21 protein-coding genes and 1 pseudogene are annotated in these 18,820 nt (G+C 60.4%); 13 read left to right on the top strand and 9 right to left on the bottom strand.

Features of this window, described 5'->3' with window-relative positions; all coding sequences use genetic code 11:
• Position 1 precedes the first annotated feature (1 nt).
• The 3 genes from IB264_RS18805 to IB264_RS18795 all read right to left on the bottom strand — a co-directional run bounded on the left by IB264_RS18805 (position 2) and on the right by IB264_RS18795 (position 1,468).
• Positions 2 to 454 (bottom strand): cytochrome c, encoded by a 453-nt coding sequence (locus IB264_RS18805; protein WP_025430210.1) that lies wholly within the window; start codon positions 452 to 454, stop codon positions 2 to 4.
• A gap of 172 nt (positions 455 to 626) precedes the next feature.
• Positions 627 to 905 (bottom strand): cytochrome C oxidase subunit IV family protein, encoded by a 279-nt coding sequence (locus IB264_RS18800; protein ID WP_025430211.1) that lies wholly within the window; start codon positions 903 to 905, stop codon positions 627 to 629.
• A 5-nt stretch (positions 906 to 910) separates the two neighbouring features.
• Positions 911 to 1,468, bottom strand: coding sequence for a cytochrome c oxidase subunit 3 (locus IB264_RS18795; protein ID WP_025430212.1), 558 nt, complete (start codon positions 1,466 to 1,468; stop codon positions 911 to 913).
• A 123-nt stretch (positions 1,469 to 1,591) separates the two neighbouring features.
• Between IB264_RS18795 and IB264_RS18790 the strand changes: the two genes are divergently transcribed.
• The 3 genes from IB264_RS18790 to IB264_RS18780 all read left to right on the top strand — a co-directional run bounded on the left by IB264_RS18790 (position 1,592) and on the right by IB264_RS18780 (position 2,992).
• Entirely contained in the window at positions 1,592 to 1,753 is a 162-nt protein-coding gene (locus IB264_RS18790) for a hypothetical protein (RefSeq protein ID WP_164474911.1), read from the top strand.
• A 120-nt stretch (positions 1,754 to 1,873) separates the two neighbouring features.
• Positions 1,874 to 2,290: a hemerythrin domain-containing protein gene (locus tag IB264_RS18785; RefSeq protein ID WP_025430213.1), complete on the top strand. Its 417-nt coding sequence runs from the start codon at positions 1,874 to 1,876 to the stop codon at positions 2,288 to 2,290.
• A 9-nt stretch (positions 2,291 to 2,299) separates the two neighbouring features.
• The gene (locus IB264_RS18780) at positions 2,300 to 2,992 is read left to right on the top strand and encodes an NnrU family protein (RefSeq protein WP_025430214.1); all 693 of its coding nucleotides are present in this window, start codon (positions 2,300 to 2,302) and stop codon (positions 2,990 to 2,992) included.
• Here IB264_RS18780 and IB264_RS18775 read toward each other — a convergent pair.
• Positions 2,941 to 3,567 carry a UbiX family flavin prenyltransferase gene (locus IB264_RS18775; RefSeq protein WP_025430215.1) on the bottom strand — a complete coding sequence of 209 codons (627 nt, stop codon included), beginning with the start codon at positions 3,565 to 3,567 and terminating at the stop codon, positions 2,941 to 2,943. The two genes, IB264_RS18780 and IB264_RS18775, sit on opposite strands and share 52 nt — an antisense overlap.
• The gene (locus IB264_RS18770; RefSeq protein WP_025430216.1) at positions 3,564 to 5,075 is read right to left on the bottom strand and encodes a UbiD family decarboxylase; all 1,512 of its coding nucleotides are present in this window, start codon (positions 5,073 to 5,075) and stop codon (positions 3,564 to 3,566) included. Before IB264_RS18770 ends, IB264_RS18775 begins: the two co-directional genes overlap by 4 nt.
• 113 nt (positions 5,076 to 5,188) lie before the next feature.
• On the opposite strand from IB264_RS18770, the gene IB264_RS18765 reads away from it, so the two are divergent.
• Genes IB264_RS18765 through IB264_RS18755 form a run of 3 tightly spaced genes read left to right on the top strand, consistent with a single transcriptional unit; the run spans position 5,189 to position 7,591 of the window.
• A complete protein-coding gene (locus tag IB264_RS18765; protein WP_057225863.1) occupies positions 5,189 to 5,695 on the top strand; it encodes an SCP2 domain-containing protein in 507 nt (168 codons plus the stop codon).
• The gene (locus IB264_RS18760) at positions 5,686 to 6,663 is read left to right on the top strand and encodes a peptidase U32 family protein (RefSeq protein ID WP_057217002.1); all 978 of its coding nucleotides are present in this window, start codon (positions 5,686 to 5,688) and stop codon (positions 6,661 to 6,663) included. The genes IB264_RS18765 and IB264_RS18760 overlap by 10 nt, the downstream gene beginning before the upstream one ends.
• 4 nt (positions 6,664 to 6,667) lie before the next feature.
• Positions 6,668 to 7,591, top strand: a complete 924-nt coding sequence (locus tag IB264_RS18755; RefSeq protein ID WP_057225867.1) for a U32 family peptidase — start codon at positions 6,668 to 6,670, stop codon at positions 7,589 to 7,591.
• 246 nt (positions 7,592 to 7,837) lie between these two features.
• Here IB264_RS18755 and IB264_RS18750 read toward each other — a convergent pair whose 3' ends face one another.
• The 3 genes and pseudogenes from IB264_RS18750 to IB264_RS18740 all read right to left on the bottom strand — a co-directional run.
• Positions 7,838 to 8,023 (bottom strand): twin-arginine translocase TatA/TatE family subunit, encoded by a 186-nt coding sequence (locus IB264_RS18750; protein WP_025430220.1) that lies wholly within the window; start codon positions 8,021 to 8,023, stop codon positions 7,838 to 7,840.
• A 367-nt stretch (positions 8,024 to 8,390) separates the two neighbouring features.
• Positions 8,391 to 9,824 carry a family 16 glycosylhydrolase gene (locus tag IB264_RS18745; protein WP_057207209.1) on the bottom strand — a complete coding sequence of 478 codons (1,434 nt, stop codon included), beginning with the start codon at positions 9,822 to 9,824 and terminating at the stop codon, positions 8,391 to 8,393.
• A 1,103-nt stretch (positions 9,825 to 10,927) separates the two neighbouring features.
• Positions 10,928 to 12,256, bottom strand: a pseudogene (locus IB264_RS18740) (FAD-binding oxidoreductase); the annotation flags it as partial.
• A gap of 88 nt (positions 12,257 to 12,344) precedes the next feature.
• Between IB264_RS18740 and IB264_RS18735 the strand changes: the two are divergent.
• From IB264_RS18735 to IB264_RS18720, 4 genes are all read left to right on the top strand, one after another.
• Positions 12,345 to 13,376 (top strand): GlxA family transcriptional regulator, encoded by a 1,032-nt coding sequence (locus IB264_RS18735; RefSeq protein WP_084814004.1) that lies wholly within the window; start codon positions 12,345 to 12,347, stop codon positions 13,374 to 13,376.
• 154 nt (positions 13,377 to 13,530) lie between these two features.
• Positions 13,531 to 14,463, top strand: a complete 933-nt coding sequence (locus IB264_RS18730; protein ID WP_057207206.1) for a LysR family transcriptional regulator — start codon at positions 13,531 to 13,533, stop codon at positions 14,461 to 14,463.
• Between the two features lie 142 nt (positions 14,464 to 14,605).
• Positions 14,606 to 15,319 carry an SDR family NAD(P)-dependent oxidoreductase gene (locus IB264_RS18725; RefSeq protein WP_057207205.1) on the top strand — a complete coding sequence of 238 codons (714 nt, stop codon included), beginning with the start codon at positions 14,606 to 14,608 and terminating at the stop codon, positions 15,317 to 15,319.
• An 86-nt stretch (positions 15,320 to 15,405) separates the two neighbouring features.
• Positions 15,406 to 15,645, top strand: a complete 240-nt coding sequence (locus IB264_RS18720; RefSeq protein WP_057207204.1) for a 4-oxalocrotonate tautomerase family protein — start codon at positions 15,406 to 15,408, stop codon at positions 15,643 to 15,645.
• 238 nt (positions 15,646 to 15,883) lie between these two features.
• Here IB264_RS18720 and IB264_RS18715 read toward each other — a convergent pair whose 3' ends face one another.
• The gene (locus IB264_RS18715) at positions 15,884 to 16,309 is read right to left on the bottom strand and encodes a LysR substrate-binding domain-containing protein (RefSeq protein WP_057207203.1); all 426 of its coding nucleotides are present in this window, start codon (positions 16,307 to 16,309) and stop codon (positions 15,884 to 15,886) included.
• A gap of 108 nt (positions 16,310 to 16,417) precedes the next feature.
• On the opposite strand from IB264_RS18715, the gene cmoA reads away from it, so the two are divergent.
• From cmoA to IB264_RS18700, 3 genes are all read left to right on the top strand, one after another.
• Complete coding sequence (gene cmoA, locus IB264_RS18710; RefSeq protein ID WP_057207202.1) at positions 16,418 to 17,179, top strand: carboxy-S-adenosyl-L-methionine synthase CmoA; 762 nt, start codon at positions 16,418 to 16,420, stop codon at positions 17,177 to 17,179.
• Between the two features lie 9 nt (positions 17,180 to 17,188).
• Positions 17,189 to 17,938, top strand: a complete 750-nt coding sequence (locus IB264_RS18705; protein WP_057220049.1) for an isoprenylcysteine carboxylmethyltransferase family protein — start codon at positions 17,189 to 17,191, stop codon at positions 17,936 to 17,938.
• A gap of 225 nt (positions 17,939 to 18,163) precedes the next feature.
• Positions 18,164 to 18,817 carry a response regulator transcription factor gene (locus tag IB264_RS18700; RefSeq protein WP_192433904.1) on the top strand — a complete coding sequence of 218 codons (654 nt, stop codon included), beginning with the start codon at positions 18,164 to 18,166 and terminating at the stop codon, positions 18,815 to 18,817.
• Positions 18,818 to 18,820: the final 3 nt, after the last annotated feature.

Raw genomic sequence — 18,820 nt, 5'->3', positions numbered from 1 at the left:
CTTAGCCGGCCTCGTTCGGCGGCCAGTTCTGGGTCTTGATGCGGCTCGTCCACTCCAGGAAATCGGCGAGGTCGTTGAGTTCCTGTTCGGTCAGGTTGAACTGCGGCATCTGGCGGCGCCCTTCGATGCCGCTCGGCTGGGCCGCCATCCAGGCCTTCATTGTCTCGCGCGCACCTTCCGGATCGGTCTCGCCGCCCCAGCGTTTCCAGACATTGCCGAGCTCGGGCGCGAAATAGGCGCCTTCACCGAGAAGCGTGTGGCAGTTGATACAGGCGTTCTTTTCCCAGACGTGCTTGCCGCGGGCGACGGCGTCCGTCAGGGTCGACTCATCGGTCGAGACAGTCCGCATGTAGTAGTGACTGTGGGCGGTAAGCCCGACAAAGATTGCAAAAAAGAAAAAGGACCCGCCGTAAAAGACGTTTCGGGCCCCGGTCTTGGTGAGGCGTTCTGCCATCACGTCATCCTTTCGACTTCGGCCGGCCGCAAACACCGTGGCCGGCTTATCTGATCCCCTCCCCGCTTGGCGCCGCGACGTGCGGCACCGACGAACTGTCGGGGCGCGACCCATGTCTAGGGATTTCCGAAGGGCCTTCTTTGCGTTTTGGCAAACAAGACAGAGAGTGGTTTCAAGCGGATAGCACCACGTCCATCGCAAGCTTGGCCAGGGCCAGAAGCGCAAGCATCATCGGCCAGGCCAAGAGGCCAAACCGCAGGCCAGCCGGCGCCTGGCCAAGGCCCATGAAATCGAGGGCAACAAGCCGGCATTTGATCACCGCCAGCACCAGCAGGGCCGCGATCACGAAAGCCGTGCCGCCGCAAAGCGTCATGATGGCCATGCCCGAAAGCACGATCGCGATCAGCACGGCAAAGGTATTGCGAAGTCGGCGCGCATTGTGATGGGTCATGGCGTTCACGCGAGATAGATGATCGGGAACATCACGATCCAGACAAGGTCGATGACGTGCCAGAGCGTGGTGATCAGAGCGATGTTTCCCGGGCTTGGGCGCCAGGCGACCAACAGCAGAATCACGCTGCCGAAGGCGACATGCAGCAGGTGGAAGCCAGTGATGAGGAAATAGAGCTCGAAGAAGGCGCCGAACTTCGGCAACCCGGCGACGGCGACTTCGGTCGAATATTCGAACAGCTTGATGGCGACGAAGGCGAAACCGAAGAGCGCGGCAAGAACGAGCGCGCGCCGGCGCGTCGGCGTCGAAGCTGCCGGACGCGTCGCCAGAGCCGCCTGCCAGCCGCTGGTCAGAAGAACGAGCGTATTGATACCTGCGAGCAACGGGTTGAGATGTGAACGGGCGGCGGCAAACGCGTCCGCCTGGATGACACCGACCACGAGAAAACCTACGAGCAGGATGCCGAAGGCGGCCAACTCGCTCCACACCAGCACCCAAAGCAGAAGGTCATCCGCGGATGCGTTCTCGTCTGCGTCTTGAACCGGGAGTGCCCGTCCGTCCATGCGCCAACTCCTTTGCCGGAACCGGCCGACACCTAGGCAGGCGGGGATGACCTGTCTTTGCGATTACGCAAAGAGGCCTGGCAACTGGGCTGATAGCAGCAGGATCATTCCAGGAGTTTTTCGATGACAGATGCTCAAATCGGCCTTTCCGTCGCAACCCCGATCATTGTCGGGTTCGCCATCCTTCTCTATCGCATGGGGGTCCTGCAGCGTGCGGCAACGCTGTCGGCTATCCTGTTTTCCGTCGCGATCGCCGTCGTGCTCTTCCTCGACCCGTCGCAATAGCCATGTCGCGGATGTCTCCTCACCAGGCGGTCACCATCCAGTTTGCGAAATGTCAAAGATCGCCCTTTCGATTGCGCCTAGACGTTTGAGGGATGACAAATCTCGCTGACGGAGCTGCCCATGCCCGGACGGACTGCCTTGGAAGAAGGCTATCAGAGCCTACTCGGATTGTGTGATCGCCTCGAGGCGATTGCCGACTCCCTGCCGCGCCGCATCGATGCGGCCGCTTGCAGCGAGATTGCAGAGAAGTTGCCATCGACGCTGCTGGCCGTGCACAGGCTTGAGGATCAGATCCTGTTTCCAGCCATCATGGCGGCAAGAAGCCCCAACGACGGACAGAGGCTGATCGAGCGTTTGCGCGACGAGCACCGGCATGACGGAAAACTGGCCGAGCAAGTCGCCCGCGTCCTCCATGAACTGCTTCACACGCGCTGCCCGCACAGCTGGGAGGCGATCGGCTACATGCTGCGCGCCTTTTTCGAAACCGTCCGGCGCCATATCGCGACAGAACGGTTGCTCCTTGCTGAGAGGATCTGAGGCCCAGTGATGTACAATTTTCTCGCGGCATTCGCAGTTTTCCTTGCCCTTCATATGGTGCCGGCATTGCCGACGCTGCGTCAGCGGCTGATCACACTATTGGGGCGGCGGACCTATTTCACCGTCTATTCGCTGCTGTCGATCGTCGCGCTCATCTGGGTTTTTCAGGCAGCGCTTGCGCTCGATTTCATCCCGCTCTGGGAGCCGGCCCCGTGGCAGGCGTGGACGACATTCGTCCTCGCGCCACTCGGGCTCTTCCTCGTTCTCGCCGGCCTGTTCAGTGAGAACCCGCTGTCGATCTCCATTTACCAAAGCAACGCCCGGAAGGGTGCGATCGTCAGCGTCACACGTCACCCGGTGCTTTGGGGCTTCCTGCTGTGGGCTCTCGGCCATGTCGTCACCAATGGCGATCTGCGCTCTCTGGTGCTCTTCGGCGGCTTCGCGCTTTTTGCCCTCGGCGGTTTCCTCATGGTGGAAAAGCGTGTGCGGCGCCGCCTGGCGGACAATTGGTCGATTGCCCAGCAAGGCACCTCGATTTGGCCCTTTGTCGCGATATTGAAAGGTCAGGCGTGCCTGCGCCTCGATCCGGTGATGATCCTGTCAGCCTTCGCGACCGCGGCGATCACGTTCTGGCTGCTCGCCGGTGGCCACTACGTTATGTTCGGGGCAGATCCGCTGTTGCAGGCGTTGCCTTTCGACTGAACCTCCCCCTGCCAGGCGGTCGCAAGCGGGCCGATCGGCAGCGCGAGGAGATCGATCGCCCTTGCGGCGAGATGATCGATGATTGCCTCGACGCTATCAGGCCGATTGTAGAACGCCGGCACCGGCGGCATGACGATCGCTCCCATCTCGGTCACCGCACACATGTTGCGCAAGTGGCCGAGATGCAGCGGCGTTTCGCGCGCCATCAGCACCAGACGACGGCGTTCCTTCAGGTGCACGTCCGCGGCGCGAACGATGAGATTGTCGGCAAGCCCGTTGGCGATCGCAGCAAGCGTGCGCATCGAACAGGGCGCGACGATCATGCCGGCGGTCGGAAACGACCCGCTGGCGATCGCAGCGCCGATATCGTCATGCTCATAGGTCCGGTCCGCCTTCTCCAGCAACCGCAACAGCGCATGTCCGCCAACCTCATGGGCAAGTGTGCGATGGGCCGACGGCGATAGCACCAGATGCATCTCCACTTCCTCGATCTGTGCAAGCCGCTCGGCAATGCGCAACGGTATGGCAGCGCCCGACGCACCGGTGATGCCGACGACAATTCGGTGCCTGCTCATGATGCTTTCCTTTCAAGCCCAAGATCGGCCCAGATGGCATCCACCTGGCTGATGACATCGGGTGTCATATCGAGGACGCGTCCCCATTCCCGATCGGTCTCGGAACCGATCTTGGCGGTGGCATCCAGCCCGAGCTTGCCGCCGAGACCGGAGCGCGGCGACGCAAAATCGAGATAGTCGATCGGTGTGTCGGCAATGATGGTGACGTCGCGGCTGGCATCGAAGCGGGTCGCCAGCGCCCACATGACGTCGGGCCAGTGGCGGACGTTGATATCCGGGTCGACTGCGATGATCAGCTTGGTGTAACTGAACTGAGGCAGCATCGACCACAGACCCATCATCAGACGTTTCGCCTGTCCCGGGTAACGCTTGTCGATCGCGACCACCATAGCGCGATAGGAACAGGCTTCCGGCGGCAGCCAGAGATCGGTGATCTCGGGGAACTGTTTCTTGGCGAGCGGAATGAACAATGTGTTCATTGCCTCGCCGAGCCTTGAAGGCTCGTCCGGCGGGCGGCCGGTGTAGGTGGAGAGATAATAGGGGGCACGGCGCGTCGTGATGGCAGAAAGCGTCATGACCGGAAACGGCTCGACCGAATTGTAGTAGCCGGTATGGTCACCATAGGGGCCCTCGTCGGCGGTCTCGGTTGCCGACACCGTTCCCTCAAGCACGATCTCGGCATTTGCCGGCACGGCCAGCGGCACCGATGTGGCGGCGACTAATTGCGTTCGGCTGCGCCGCAGCAATCCGGCAAAGTTGAGCTCGCTCAGCCCCTCCGGCAGCGGCATGACCGAAGCGAGGATCGTCGCAGGATCGGCGCCGATTGCTACGGCAACCGGCATGTCGCGCCCCTGGCGCTGCCACAGGCGATGGTGTCGCGCGCCGCCGCGATGGGCAAGCCAGCGCAGGATCACTCGATCCCGGCCAAGCACCTGCATACGATAGATGCCGACATTGACATCACGCGGATCGTCCGGTGCGCGGGTGATCACCAGTGGCCAGGTGATCAGCGGTGCGGGTTCGCCCGGCCAGCACCATTGGATCGGCAGAAGGCCAAGGTCGATGTTCGTACCGCGCCAGACGATGTCCTGACACGGTGCTGATGTCACATGTTTCGGCCGCATGTAGAGCGCCGAGCGCAACAGCGGCAGCCGGTCCCAGGCGTCGCGCAGCGATCCCGGCGCCCGCGGGTCTCGCAGTTCCGCCAGGTCTCGCGCAAGCCCGGTCAGCCCGCCGGCCGTCAGTCCGAAACCACGTTCGATCCGACGCTCGGTGCCAAAGAGATTGGCCAAGAGCGGGATGTCGTGGACGCGCCCTGACGCATCGACCGGCCGCTCGAAGAGCAAAGCCGGGCCCTGATCTGCCAGAATGCGCCGGTGGATCTCCGTCACTTCGTGCACCAGGGACACGGGACGGGAGATACGCTTCAGCTCCCCCTCGCGCTCCAGCGCACAGGCAAAACCCTGAAGCGAGACGAAACCCTTGGCGGGAAGGAAGCTCTTGTTCATACCGCCTCTTACGGGCGGCAAATGCCCGATGTCTTTGACGTGGGACAAACAGCGGTGGCGACGCGCCGACTAGCATGCGGCCATTCTTTGCTCCGTTTTCATGCAGGCAGCCTATGACCCTACCCTTTGCGATGACCGTGCCGCTCCGGATCGTACCAATCCCCCTCTTAGAACACGCCGCGCGGCTCGTCTTTGCCCAGGTCGTCGAGCAGCATCCGGATCTTTTTGACCGGCTCGGGGAGCACGCCGGCAAACGCTATGCGTTCATCCCGACGGACCTTCCGGTAAGCTTTCTGGTCGAGCCGGCCGCCCGGCGCATCTCTGTTCACCGCGCTGCCCATCTGCCGGCCGCTGACGCCTGCATGGGCGGCAAGTTCGTGCTGCTTCTGGCGTTGCTCGAGGGCCAGATCGACGGCGATGCCGTGTTCTTTTCCAGAAGCCTGACGATAACGGGCGACATGGAAGCCATGTTGGCGCTGCGCAACGCGCTCGACGACTGCAATATCGACCTGCCCGCAGATATCGCCCGCATGAGCGGGCCGTTCGCGCCTTTGGTTCTGCGCGCGGCATCTGAGATCAGGACACGCGCATTGTCCGGGGAGGCAGCCAGATGGAACTGATCTGTCCGGCAGGCACGCCGGCTGCCTTTCGCGAGGCCGTCGATGCCGGTGCCGATGCGGTCTATTGCGGCTTTCGCGACGAGACCAATGCACGCAACTTTCCCGGCCTGAACTTTTCGCGCGACGAGCTGAAGACGGCGATCGCCTATGCGCGCCGGCACAAGGTGATGACCTTCGTTGCCATCAACACCTTCATGCGGGCTGGCCACGAAAAGCTCTGGCATGACGCCGTCGACGATGCCGTGCGTCTGGGGGCCGATGCCGTGATCCTCGCCGACTTCGGATTGATGGCCTACACCGCCGAGCGCCACCCTCAGCAGCGGCTACACGTCTCGGTCCAGGCTTCCGCCTCCAACGCCGATGCCGTCAAATTCCTGGTCGAAACCTTCGGAGCGAAGCGCGTCGTGCTTCCGCGTATTCTGACCATTCCGGATATTGCCCGCCTTGCACGCCAGATCAGCTGCGAGATCGAGGTCTTTGTTTTCGGCGGGCTTTGCGTGATGGCAGAAGGCCGCTGCTCGCTGTCGTCCTATGCCACTGGCAAATCGCCCAACATGAACGGAGTCTGTTCGCCGGCAAGCCACGTTCGTTACCGCGAGGATGGCAGCGAACTGGTGTCGGAGCTGGGCGACTACACCATCAACCGATTTCCGGCCGGCGAGGCTGCCGGCTATCCGACGCTCTGCAAGGGACGTTTCGACATTGCCGAGGAGCGTGGCTACGCCTTCGAGGATCCGGTTTCTCTCGATGTCATGGATCATATCGATGCCTTGCGCGATGCCGGCGTCGGCGCACTTAAGATCGAGGGTCGCCAGCGCGGCAAGGCCTATGTCGCCGAGGTTGTTTCAATCATGCGCCGCGCCGTCGCTGCCGATGCGGCCGAAAGGCCCGCCTTGTTGTCACGACTTAGGCGGCTCAGCGAAGGACAGAAGACGACGTCGGGCGCCTATGAAAAGCGGTGGAGGTAACGACATGTCCGCAACAACCCACCCCTCGCTCAGCCTCGGCCCGGTGCTTTACCTCTGGGACGGACCCAAATGGCGCGACTTCTATTTCCGTATCGCCGACGAAGGCCCGGTTGATCATGTCACCCTCGGCGAGGCGGTCTGCTCGAAGCGCCTGCATTTCATCGAGCCGCATGTCGCGGAAGTAATCGAACGGCTGGAAGGCGCCGGCAAGAAGGTCAGCCTTGCCTCGCTTGCACTCGTCACCCTGGAGCGCGAGAGCCAACTCGTGCGCGGTCTGGTGCGCGACAGCATCCACCCGATCGAGGCCAACGATCTGTCCGCGCTCGGGCTCCTTGCCGGCAAACCGCATTCGATCGGACCTCTGATCAACGTCTACAACGGTGCCACCGCGAGACTGCTGGCGTCACGCGGTGCGACCAGCATCTGCCTGCCGCCGGAGTTGCCCATGGCATCAGTGCGCGACATCGTTCGCGATGCGCCTGATGTCGAATTTGAAATCTTCGGCTTTGGCCGCGTGCCGCTGGCAATCTCGGCGCGCTGCGCCCACGCCCGCTCCAAGGGGCTGGTCAAGGACAACTGCCAGTTCATCTGCGGCGAAGACAGCGACGGCCTCATTGTCGAGACGCTCGATCGCCAGCCGTTCCTCACGCTCAATGGGGTCCAGACCCTGTCGCACACCTGCCAGAGCCTGCTGCAGGAGCTTGCCGAACTGCCGGCCGTCGGCATCAGCCGAGTCCGGCTGTCGCCGCAGGACTGCGACATGGTGACGGTCGCCCGTATCTATGAGGATGTTGCAACCGGGCGGATCTCGGCCACAGAGGGGCTCGAACGGCTGGCGATCGCCTATCCCGGCGTGCCGTTGTCGAACGGCTTTCACCATGGTCAATCCGGCGCGTCGTGGATCTCAGCCCCGACCGGCTCACCCTAGGGAGGCGCGCATTGGCAGCTGCGTTGATCCACGCGGCCATGGTGCCGACACACGATGCCAACATCGCTGACTTCGTTGGCAGCATCCGCCGTCTGATCGATCACGCCACGCTCGTTTGAATTTGCCGGAAGAAAATCGATCAATTGCTCCAGCAGGTCGTGAGGCTTCCCCCCGACCGACTGCCTGAGCGAGCCGGTTGACGATCGGCATGCTCAGGCTGCTTGGTCGTGGGCTCGGCGCAACCGATTACTCTCCCGATCCCGTTTCTATCCGCTTCTCGGCGGGCGCTGCGGTCTCGTCGCTCAAGCCGTTCTTGAAGCTGCGAATGCCCTTGGCGACGTCGCCCATCAACTCCGGGATCTTGCCGCGCCCGAACAACAGCAACACGACTGCCAGCACGATCACCCAATGCCAGACACTAAAAGATCCCATATCGTTGTTTCCCTGATCCAATGAACCGTTACAATGCCGCGCGGCGATGGCGCCGCTGGCGACAATCGGGAAGCTAGCGGGCCATGAGGCACCGGTCTTTGTCAGGTCGCAAACATTCAAAGCGCGCGGCGCTCGTTCACCAGTCAGTCCGATCTGGTGGTCATTGGCGCTAAACCGCTACCAGAGATTGCCGGCCCGGTGGCATCCTTGTGTCGCCGACGGCGCATCCCGACGAGAAGCGAGCCAAGGCACTGCGCGCAATCGCCGGACTGTTCGACGCGGGGCAACTTCGGACGGATGTCGGCACTGTCCAACCGCTCAAGGAGGCACGGGCTGAGCATTGGTCGGCGCGCGCCCAAGTGAAGAATCAGGATAACCAGTCGTCCATCGGCTGCGCTTCGCCAGTCGCCGACTGCACTTCATCCAGAGCATAGGCATGAATATAGTCGATCTGCATTTCCGCTCCGTCGCCGAAGTCTGCGTTCGGTTCCCCCGCTGCCCCTCCCACCGCCAGATTGACCACCATGTACATGGGGTCGTGCATGTCCGCGGGCGTATCGGCACGCGCCACGGCGACGTCGTCGTAATACCAAACGATTTCATCCTCTTCCCATAGCACGCCGTAGGTGTGAAACCCTTCGGTACTGGCGACCTTGACTGCGGTCGTCTCGCTTGTCTGTTCACCGGTCTCGTTGCTGTGAACGGTTACGTTGACAATGTTCGGTTGCTGCCCCCGCATCTCGACAACATCGAGTTCGGGGGGCCAGGAGCCATCTGCCGGCAACAGCCAGAACGCCGGCCAAGTGCCGGTTTCGGTCGGCATGTCCGCTCTGATTTCGAAATAGCCGTAGGTCTGCGCAAAGGTCGAGTACGTCGTCAGCATTCCGGACGTGTATTCGTACCCATCGATCTCTGATTCCAGTGCATCCGGCGTCGGCTCTGCCTTAATCGTCAGCACGCCATCTTCGACCGAAAATGGATTGATGGCAGCGGTCTCCGCATGGTCAGGATTGATGTACCACTGCAGTTCGCCGTTGCTGGCCAAGGTTCCGCCTTTTTCAGGCGCCCACCAGAACTTTGCATCCCATACGCCCTGATCGCCATCATGAAGGGAGAGGCTGTCAAACTCGTCGGCAAAACTCAGCGCAAGGTTTGAGCGATCGAGACTAAGCTGAAATTGCTCCGGCGCGAGATCGGCCACGGTCGTGTCAGCAAACAGCAAGCTCTCGCCGTCGCCGAGGTTCAGCCTCAAATCCGTGCCTTCCTGTGTCGCAAGGCTGGTGACCTGCTGGAAGCTTGTGAGATCGTAACCATTCAGCCGGACCGTATCGGAACTGTCGAAGTCGGCAATCAGATCGCTGCCGCCACCTCGGCCGACGACGAAGATGTCCGCGCCGCTGCCGCCGACCAGAATGTCGTTGCCGCCGCCGCCGTCGATCGTCTGGCTACCGGAAGCCCCCGAGATAATATTGTCGGCGTTGTTGCCGAAAGCATGCCGGCCGCTGCCGGTGACGGTCAGGTTTTCGAAATTCTCAGGCAAGGTATAGCTCATCCAGGTGTTGATGGTATCAACACCAGCTCCAGCCGTCTCCATGGCACGGTTGATGCCCGAATAGAGGTAGTAAATGTCGTCACCCTTCCCGCCCGCCATGGTGACATCGACGGAGCCATCGCCCCAGATCGAGTCGTTTGCCTCAGTGCCGTAAAGCACAGGCCCCGATCCCGTCGCAGAGAACCACGCAGTCGATGCTCCACTGTAAAAAAGCGGGGTGCCTACGGCGTTGACGATCGATTTTGGCATATGGTCAGCTCCTTCGTTTCCTCCCGAAGGCAAGCTAACATCGCTCGGCAGACGGTGGCACCGCCTGCATTTATGGGTTTTTGATGTGAATTGCGGCGCTGGAAAACGCAGGTGATCGGGATGATCTCAACGCTTTGCCGCAGTAAATGACACGACCCAGGTCACATCGCTGCAAACAGAATTTTGTCGCGTATTGAAAGGCTTAGAGGGAAATCCTGCCACATCCTCAGAGATCTTGCATGAACGCAAAGGTGTGTTCCGGCGTGCATGTGTGGATGCTCCCGGTTACGCAAGTAGGCTTCGAAGCATGCTGCCGAAATTGTCCGATTCGGAACCGCACGTGGCGCCTTGGATGCTCGGCAACGGCGACGGCGCCATCCGAAAAGCGGCACCGAAGCACCGGTTCGGGTGTGCTGGAGAACGAATTTCCGTTCGTGACGATCGCAAGCAACTCGTATCGTTGCCGCCGCCTACTGCATATTTTTATCCTTAAATCGCATTCGACTTAAGGATAAAAATATGCAGTAATTCAAAGTCCTACAGCGACCTTTGCACGTCTAATAAGAACGCGCGATGGGTGGCTGCGGCATAAACGATCTTGTCGCCTCGCTAAACAGCTGGTCGCGAACTACCTTGGACGATGAGGCGCTTGACCGCTCCGGAAACTCATTCACGTCGATATGGATGCGTTCTGGGCCTCAGTCGAAGAGCAAGACAATCCGGGACTGCGTCGCAAACCTGCGGCCGCCTGCTTTAAAGCAGCAGAGAACGCCTCAGGGGCGATACCATCGGCGCGCAGAACCTGCCTGATAAGTGGATCTCTCAGAACTTCGGATATCGTCATGTCCGTCGTCATCACGTTTCTCCTCCACAGATCCGCGGATGAAATTTACCTCATCGGCGTCAGCTCGAATGTTCCACTGGTAACAGGAGAGAGCGGGACAACGTCGCGATCTAAATGGCGTACCACTCCGGCGTGACGCGCGCTTGGATCCACAGGTCGATCCGCCCCATCGGCAGAGTGCAGCCCTTGCCGACTGCCGCGACCGCTCATTGGTCAAGACAATCGAACGTCCGGCGCAATGTTCTGTGTTCTCCGGGTCGTAGACGCGTTTGATCTTCTGAAGTCTCGAATAGGTTTCAGCGCCGAGAGCATTGCGAACCAGGTTGTCACCCTCGCCGAGCCCGGGAAAATTCAGGTAGAGGCGACCCGTGGAATGTGGCTGCATGTCCTGCCATGCATTGCGAACCCAACTGATGTTCGCGTCATCATCTGACGGATCGGACCAGATCGCATCAAGGCTCAACATGTAAGGTATGTTGCGATCGCCGAAGGCAGTGGCATCGGAAGCAACGCGCTGCATGGCTCCGCCAAATTTCCAGATCGACGCGTAGGTCATCTCGGAGGGTCGTTTAATCAGGCGCTCGATGATCGCGCCGATGACATCGTCACCAAGGCCCGAAAGGTAGGTCGATTTCCAGTAGCAGCGGTCACGCCCCTTGGGGAACAATCCGTCATAAATGGACTGGAGCTCGCGATAGGGCATCTGACCACTGAAATCGAGCAACGGCTCACCAAGAGCGCGCAACGGCTGCATGACGCGCTCCCCTTTTTCAGCGGGACCGTCATAAACAGTGGCAAGCGTTATCACTCGCCTGCCCCATGTCTGTTCCGGATAGGCCTGATCACTCGGTATGGTGGAGAATTCGGCGAGACCACTGACTTCGTCTGGGGCTGAAGCCATATGGTCGCGCCACTGTGGGATGACGTCGACGGCGTGCTCTTCCGGATAGGCAGGCGCGCAGAACATCACCGGATCGGCGATTTCGTGAAGACGAAGCTCGAAGTTCACGACGATGCCAAAATTCCCGCCGCCGCCCTTTAGCGCCCAAAGCAAGTCGATATTCTCGACTTCGCTGGCGCGGATGAGCCTGCCATCACCGGTGACCACATCGGCAGCAATGAGATTGTCGCAGCTCAGGCCATGGGTGCCGCGCAACCAGCCAATGCCGCCCGAAAGAGTGAGCCCGGCCACGCCTGTCATCGAAATCAGTCCGCCCGGCGTGGCCCGCCGAAAAGGCGTGGTCGCCGCATCGACATCGCCCCATGTCGCCCCGCCTTCGATCAGCACACGGTCGAGCCCAGGCGCGATGTGGACGGCATTCATGGGCGACATATCGATCATCAGACCATCATCGCAAACGGCGTAGCCGGCGACATTGTGCCCGCCGCTGCGAACGGCGATGGTGAGCCGATGCGTCCGCGCATGGTTTACCGCTGCGATGACGTCGGCAGCATTGCGGCATCTGGCAATCAAGGCAGGCCGCCGATCGATCAGCCCGTTCCAAACCACTCGAGCAGCGTCATAAGCCGAAGTTCCGGGCTCGAGCAGCTCGCCACGCAGTACACTGCGGAGCACATCATGGGACATGTCGAGACCTCCTCTTGGCTGAAAGAGCCTAGTCGCGTTCGACGCTTGGTACTAAAGTCGAAAATGCTGGAAGGCGGTCATTTCTGCCATGCTTGATCAGGACAGCCCTATCAATGTAGCACTTCTCGCGGTGCCCGAAGTCACGGCCTCCGCCTTGTTCGGAATGTTCGATCTGTTTTCATCTCCCGGCCGCGACTGGCCGTTCATCGTCAAGGGTGAAGCGGGACAACAGCGCATGCGCCCCTATGTCGTTGCCCGTTCACACAGTGGTTTTCGCGCCGCCAACGGCATTTGGGTCAAACCAGACTTCGCATTCGGCGACTCCCCTCCACCGCAGATCGTGTGCATTCCGGATTTTTTCATCAATCCGGGCGACAGCGTCGCAGGGCTGTATGAGCCTGAAGCAAGATGGCTAAGGCGAACGCATGAGGATGGCGCGTTGCTGGCCAGTGCCTGTTCCGGTGCCGTCCTGCTCGGCGAGGCGGGACTGCTCATCAATTGCGAAGCGACGATCCACTGGGGCTATGTCACGACCCTTTCCAACAATTACCCTGGTGTCAGGGTGCGCCTGGATCGGTCACTGGTCCTGAGTGGTGAGGCGCAGCGCATCGTTATGGCGGGGGGCGGGTCAAGCTGGCAGGATCTCGCTCTCTACCTCATTGCGCGGTTCGTCGGCCTCAAGGAGGCGATGGAAGTGGCCAAGGTCTACATGCTGCAATGGCATGACCTGGGGCAGCAGCCATTTGCGTCACTCATGAGCCTCCGCCAGACGGTCGACGCGGTGATCAACTCCTGCCAAAAGTGGCTCGCGCTGAACTACAAGACCCGCGCGCCCGTTGCCGCAATGGTGGCTCTTTCCGGGCTGTCGGAACGCTCGTTCATCCGCCGCTTCACCAAAGCGACAGGTATGACGCCGCTGGCCTACGCACACGCGCTTCGTATCGAAGAAGCAAAGCAGATGCTGGAAACAACCGACCTGACGATCGAGGCGATCGCCAACGAAACAGGCTATGAGGACGCAAGCTTCTTCAGCCGCCTGTTCCACCGTGAAACGGGCCTGACCGCCGCGCATTATCGCCTCAGATTTGGCTCGCTGCGCCAAGCCTTGAAACATACCTGATTGGAGCCGCGTTTCGGCACAGCCGGCGACGATCGCCGATATCGATCTCGACCGAGAGGAACCGAAGGTGCCTTCGGTTCGCATATTTACCTATTGCCAGTTTCGGGCGAATACTTGCCTGCTGATAGGCACTACACCGGAGATCGGCAGAATAATGGATCGCATTGATGCAATGAAAGTGTTCGTGACCGCGATCGACGAGGGCAGCCTCGCAGGTGCTGCCCGTCGGCTGAAGCGCTCCCCGACGGCGGTCAGTCGCGCGCTGAGCTTCCTGGAAGCGCATGTGGGTGCCGAACTGCTGCATCGAACGACCCGCACACTCAAGCTCAGCGAGGCCGGCCAACGCTACGCGACTGCCTGTCGGCGGGTGCTGATCGATCTCGAGGAGGCCGACATGCTCGCCGGCGGTGAGCGTGCGGCTCCGCGTGGAACGCTGACCATTTCCGTGCCGCCGATCATAGGGGACGAGGTTATGCGTCCGATCCTGGATGATTTCCTCGACGTCCACCCGGCTGTTTCTGCCCGGCTGCTGCTGCTCGATCGGTTCGTCAACCTGGTGGACGAAGGCGTCGACATTGCGTTGCGTATTGGCCATCTGGCGGATTCGTCACATATTTCCACCCGATTGGGCGGTGATGTCAGGCGCGTGGTGGTCGCTTCTCCCCGCTATCTCGCCAATCATCCCGTCATCGAGGTGCCAGCCGACCTCACAAAGCACCAGATCATCGCCTTTACCAATTTCGGTCTCGATTCCTGGAACTTCACACCGGCAGAAGACTCGACCATTCCGCGGACGGTTCACTTCACGCCGAGATTGATCGTCAACAGCGTTCGGGCCGCCGCTGCTTCGGCCGTCGCGGGTAGAGGCGTAGCCAGGCTCTATTCCTATCATGTCGCTGAACATGTCAAAGACGGGCGACTGAAGATCGTCCTCGCCGACGCCGAGCACCCACCCCTGCCCGTTCATTTGCTCGCACCCCAGGGGCGCATGTCCGTGCCCAAGGTTCGAGCCTTTGTCGATTTCGCCACGCCACGTCTGCGCTCCGAATTTGCCCGACTGGCTGCAGAAGCAGGTACGCTCCCTTGATTATGCCGATATTCGAATGACTGACGTCCAACTTCTGACCATTCTCCCGATCTCAGGATAGATCTAAATCAATAGCACCAACGCCGAGGGCGTCGGGCGGGCGTCGATCAGACGGTCGCTGCCATTGAGAAAGGATCACATCATGAATACCGAACAGAAGGTCGTCATTATCACCGGCGCGTCACAAGGCATCGGCGCCGCCCTGGTTCGCGCCTACCGTGACCGAAACTTTCGCGTCATAGCCAGTTCCAGGTCGATCGCGGCCACGGCCGACCCGGACATTCTCGCCGTGCCCGGCGACATCAGCAGGCCGGAGACCGCCGAACGGATCGTCCGCGAAGGTATGGAGCGCTTCGGTCGCATCGACTCGCTTGTGAACAACGCCGGCGTGTTTCTTGCCAAGCCGTTCATTGAAATGACCCAGGAAGACTATGATCACAACCTCGGGGTCAATGTCGCCGGATTCTTCCACATTACCCAGCGTGCCGCGGCCGAAATGTTGAAGCAGGGCTCGGGCCACATTGTCAGCATCACCACAAGCCTGGTCAATCAGCCGATCGTCGGCCTGCCTTCAGCGCTTGCTTCCCTGACCAAGGGTGGGCTGAACGCGGTCACCCAGTCGCTTGCCATGGAATTCTCGAAGAGCGGGGTTCGCGTCAACGCGGTATCTCCAGGGGTTATCAAGACCCCCATGCACGCGCCCGAGACACACGCGGCCCTCTCTGCGCTGCATCCGGTTGGCCGGATGGGCGAAATCCGCGATATCGTCGACGCCGTACTCTATCTGGAGAACGCGAGCTTCGTCACCGGCGAGATCCTCCATGTCGATGGCGGCCAGAACGCCGGGCGCTGGTAACCTCATGGTGCTGGCTCGGGACGATCCCCGCGCCGGCCCACCAAATCCGATGATTTACCGAACCAACTCTCGGCAAGGAGACTGCAATGCCTATTGTCACCGTACAGGTTACCCGCGAAGGAACCACGCCCGGCCGCAATTCGGTGTCGGCGGAGGAAAAGGCGGCCATCATCAAGGGCGTCAGCGAGGTGCTGCTCAATGTTCTGCACAAGCCGCTTGAATCGACCTATGTCGTGATCGAAGAGGTCGATCTTGATAACTGGGGCTGGGGTGGGCTTCCGACGGCACAATACCGCACACTGCGTGCTGCCGCCGCCAAGTCCTGAAGCAGTTGGCCAACCGATTTCAACGGTCTCTGCCCAAACGTGTGGGCAGAGACCGTTGCGATAGTGGAAACGCCGGATTTCGTAGCGCAAAGCATGAACGTCGAATCTCTGTCAATCAACCTCGACGTTCGTCCATTTCTCCAACCATTTCAGGAAAACGCCTGCCATGCCGAATTCGACGGGCCTTGAGGTCTCGTAAGCACCGACCACCGGCAACACCGACGCCGCCAAGGCTAAGCTAACCCGATCTCAGCTCGTGTTCGATAAACAGCGGGCTTGCCTGTCCTACTCCCAATCCCGAGATACAAGCGTCGATCGACGCCTCGTCGGTATCGAAAGCGATGCTTCCGCCCCGAGGCTCGAACGTGAGCGCCGCAGAACTGCACCAGCACCGCCAAGACCATGCGTCTGCCGTGTCCAGCAAGATGGGCAAATCGAGGATGTCACTGGCCTCGAGCTGCCCCCTGCTTCCGGCTATCAATTTCGGCGAGCAGACCGCCATCGTCCTATCCAGCAGGAACGCCGATGACACTTCGCGAGCGTCGGCGCTTCGCCGATATGTGATGGTTAGGTCGGGCCTCTCAAGCGAGCCCAGCGCGAGCGATTGGATGACAAGATCGGCGGTCGGATTCTCCTGCCGGAACGATCCGATGAGTGGGATCAACCGTCGTTCAGGTTCATGTCAGGTTCGAATGGCCTGTTGCGAATGTCGGTAGACCTTCATCGCCTGCGATGAAGGTCATGACGCAAGGTATCAATCGGATTGCGACCCATGGCCAACAAGGCACAACACCTGCATCTTCGCTCCAGCGGGAAGGACGAAGTCTTTGCCCGCGACGACCAACAGGTCGGGGATTTCGCCTTCAACGCAACGGTTGCGGATGTGTTCGACGACATGGTCGGCCGCTCCGTTCCTTACTACGAGGAAATGCAGCGCATGGTGTGCGAGCTTGCGCGTGATTTCGCGCAACCCGACACCAACGTCTATGACATCGGCTGCTCCACAGCCACGACCCTTCTAAGCCTCGACGGCGTCATCGAGCCGAGCGTTCGCTTCGTCGGCATCGACAATGCGCCCGACATGCTCGACAAGGCGCGCCAGAAGATAGACGCATCGGCACCCCGCAGGCAGATCGACCTCAAGGTCGCCGACCTCCATCAGGGCGTGGACATGGACAATGCGAGCGTCGTCACCATGTTGCTGACGCTGCAGTTCATTCGTCCGCTCTACCGCGAACGCGTTATGCGCATGATGTATCAAGCTCTCAACGATCGAGGCTGCCTGCTTCTCGTCGAGAAGCTGACGGGTGAAGATACGACCTTCAACCGGCTCTTCATCCAGCACTACTACGATTTCAAGCGGCGCAACGGCTACTCCGAGATCGAGATATCCAAGAAGCGCGAAGCCCTGGAGAATGTCTTGATCCCCTATCGCCTGGAGGAAAACCTGCAACTGCTGAAAGAAGTGGGCTTCCGCAGCGTCGAAGTCTTTTTCCGCTGGTACAATTTCTGCGGCATCGTCGCAGTCAAGTAGGGCGCCGACATGAAGACGCTGATGATACAGCTCGGTAATTTCTTCTTCCGGTACCGCAACCAGGTCTTCCCGGCCATCATCCTGGCACTATTCATCCTGGTGCCGCCGTCAACCGAAATGTGGGGCAGCGGGACAGCGAACCTGCTGAAGACCGCGGCCGCCATTGCTGTTGTTCTCGCCGGGCTGGCATTACGCACGGTCGTGGTGGGCTACGCCTACATTAAGCGCGGCGGGTTGAACAAGAGGGTCTACGCAAAGGACCTGGTCACCGAAGGCATGTTCGGCGTCTGCCGAAACCCGCTCTATGTGGGCAACATGCTCGTCTATACCGGCATTTTCCTGCTGCACGGCAATCCGCTGGTCATTGCGATTGGCGTTGGCCTGTTTGCCTTCATGTACCAATGCATCGTCTATGCCGAGGAAGTTTTCCTGGAGCAGAAGTTCGGCGAAGCCTATCGCGCCTATTGTCGAGACGTGCCGCGCTGGGCGCTGCGGCTTGAGAACTTCCGTCACTCGATCGACGGGATGTCATTCAATTTCAAACGCGTCGTCGCCAAGGATTATTCGACTGTCTCAGCCGCTCTGCTCGCCATCCTCGCAACGGAAATGTATCGGTTCGCCATCGCCGAGAACCTTGAGCACCGGCGATCCTATCTGCTTGTTCTCGCTGCCCTGATGGCGCTTGTCGGCATGGCGACCGCATTGGTCAGCCACTTCAAGAAGCACGGTGCGTTTCGCGAACCGAAGACATCGCTCTAAGGGCGCCGTCTGCCGTGGCACCCTGCCGGAGACGACGGCTTCCATCGCCTCCGCGCCTCTCAGGTTCATGTCAGAAATCCCGCAGCCTACGATCCACAACTCGGCGCCGTTTCGGCCTGAAAGGGAGCCATGGCTCATGAGCAATCCGACCGATCGAAAAACAATCGACTTGACGCATGCCTATGGGCGACAATAGGCAGAGGTTGTTTGGTGGCGGATGGTAGCTTGCGCGTTCTGCTTGTGGAAGACGATCAGGTCCTGGGGGAGGCGCTGCGTGATCACGTCGCCACCGCGGGCCATGCCGTAGACTGGTTCTTAAGCGTCGTTGATGCGATGTCGGCAACGGGGACGGTCGAATACGGGCTTATCCTTCTCGACCTGAGATTGCCGGATGGAGATGGACTGTCATTGCTCCGGTCTTTACGCTCACGTCAGGATGCAACGCCGGTCATCATCCTGACAGCGCACGATCAAGTATCCGATCGGATCGAGGGACTTAACAGCGGGGCAGACGACTATCTCGTCAAACCCTTCGACCTCGACGAATTGACTGCGCGCATGCTGGCGGTATCGAGGCGCTATGCGGGCAAGCCAACCTCGACCATTCGCCTACCCGGGATCGAGATAGACCAGATCAACCGAAACGTGGTGGTAGACAATGAGGTCCAGCTCTTGAGCGCCCGCGAATGGGCCGTCCTGGACAAACTGGCGGCCAGACCCGGAGCAATTGTGTCCAAGGCACAGCTTCACGAGGAGCTTTACGCCTTCGGCACCGAGATCGAAAGTAACACGGTCGAGGTCTACATCAGCCGGCTGCGAAAAAAGATCGGCCATGACCGCATCGAAACTGTTCGGGGTGTGGGCTACTGCATCAAGTGAGTG

The sequence above is a fragment of the Ensifer sp. ENS11 genome (assembly GCF_014851895.1).
GTDB classification, from domain to species: domain Bacteria; phylum Pseudomonadota; class Alphaproteobacteria; order Rhizobiales; family Rhizobiaceae; genus Ensifer; species Ensifer canadensis.
The sequence above is the reverse complement of the archived record's forward strand: the minus strand, read 5'-3'. Positions and strand labels throughout refer to the sequence as shown.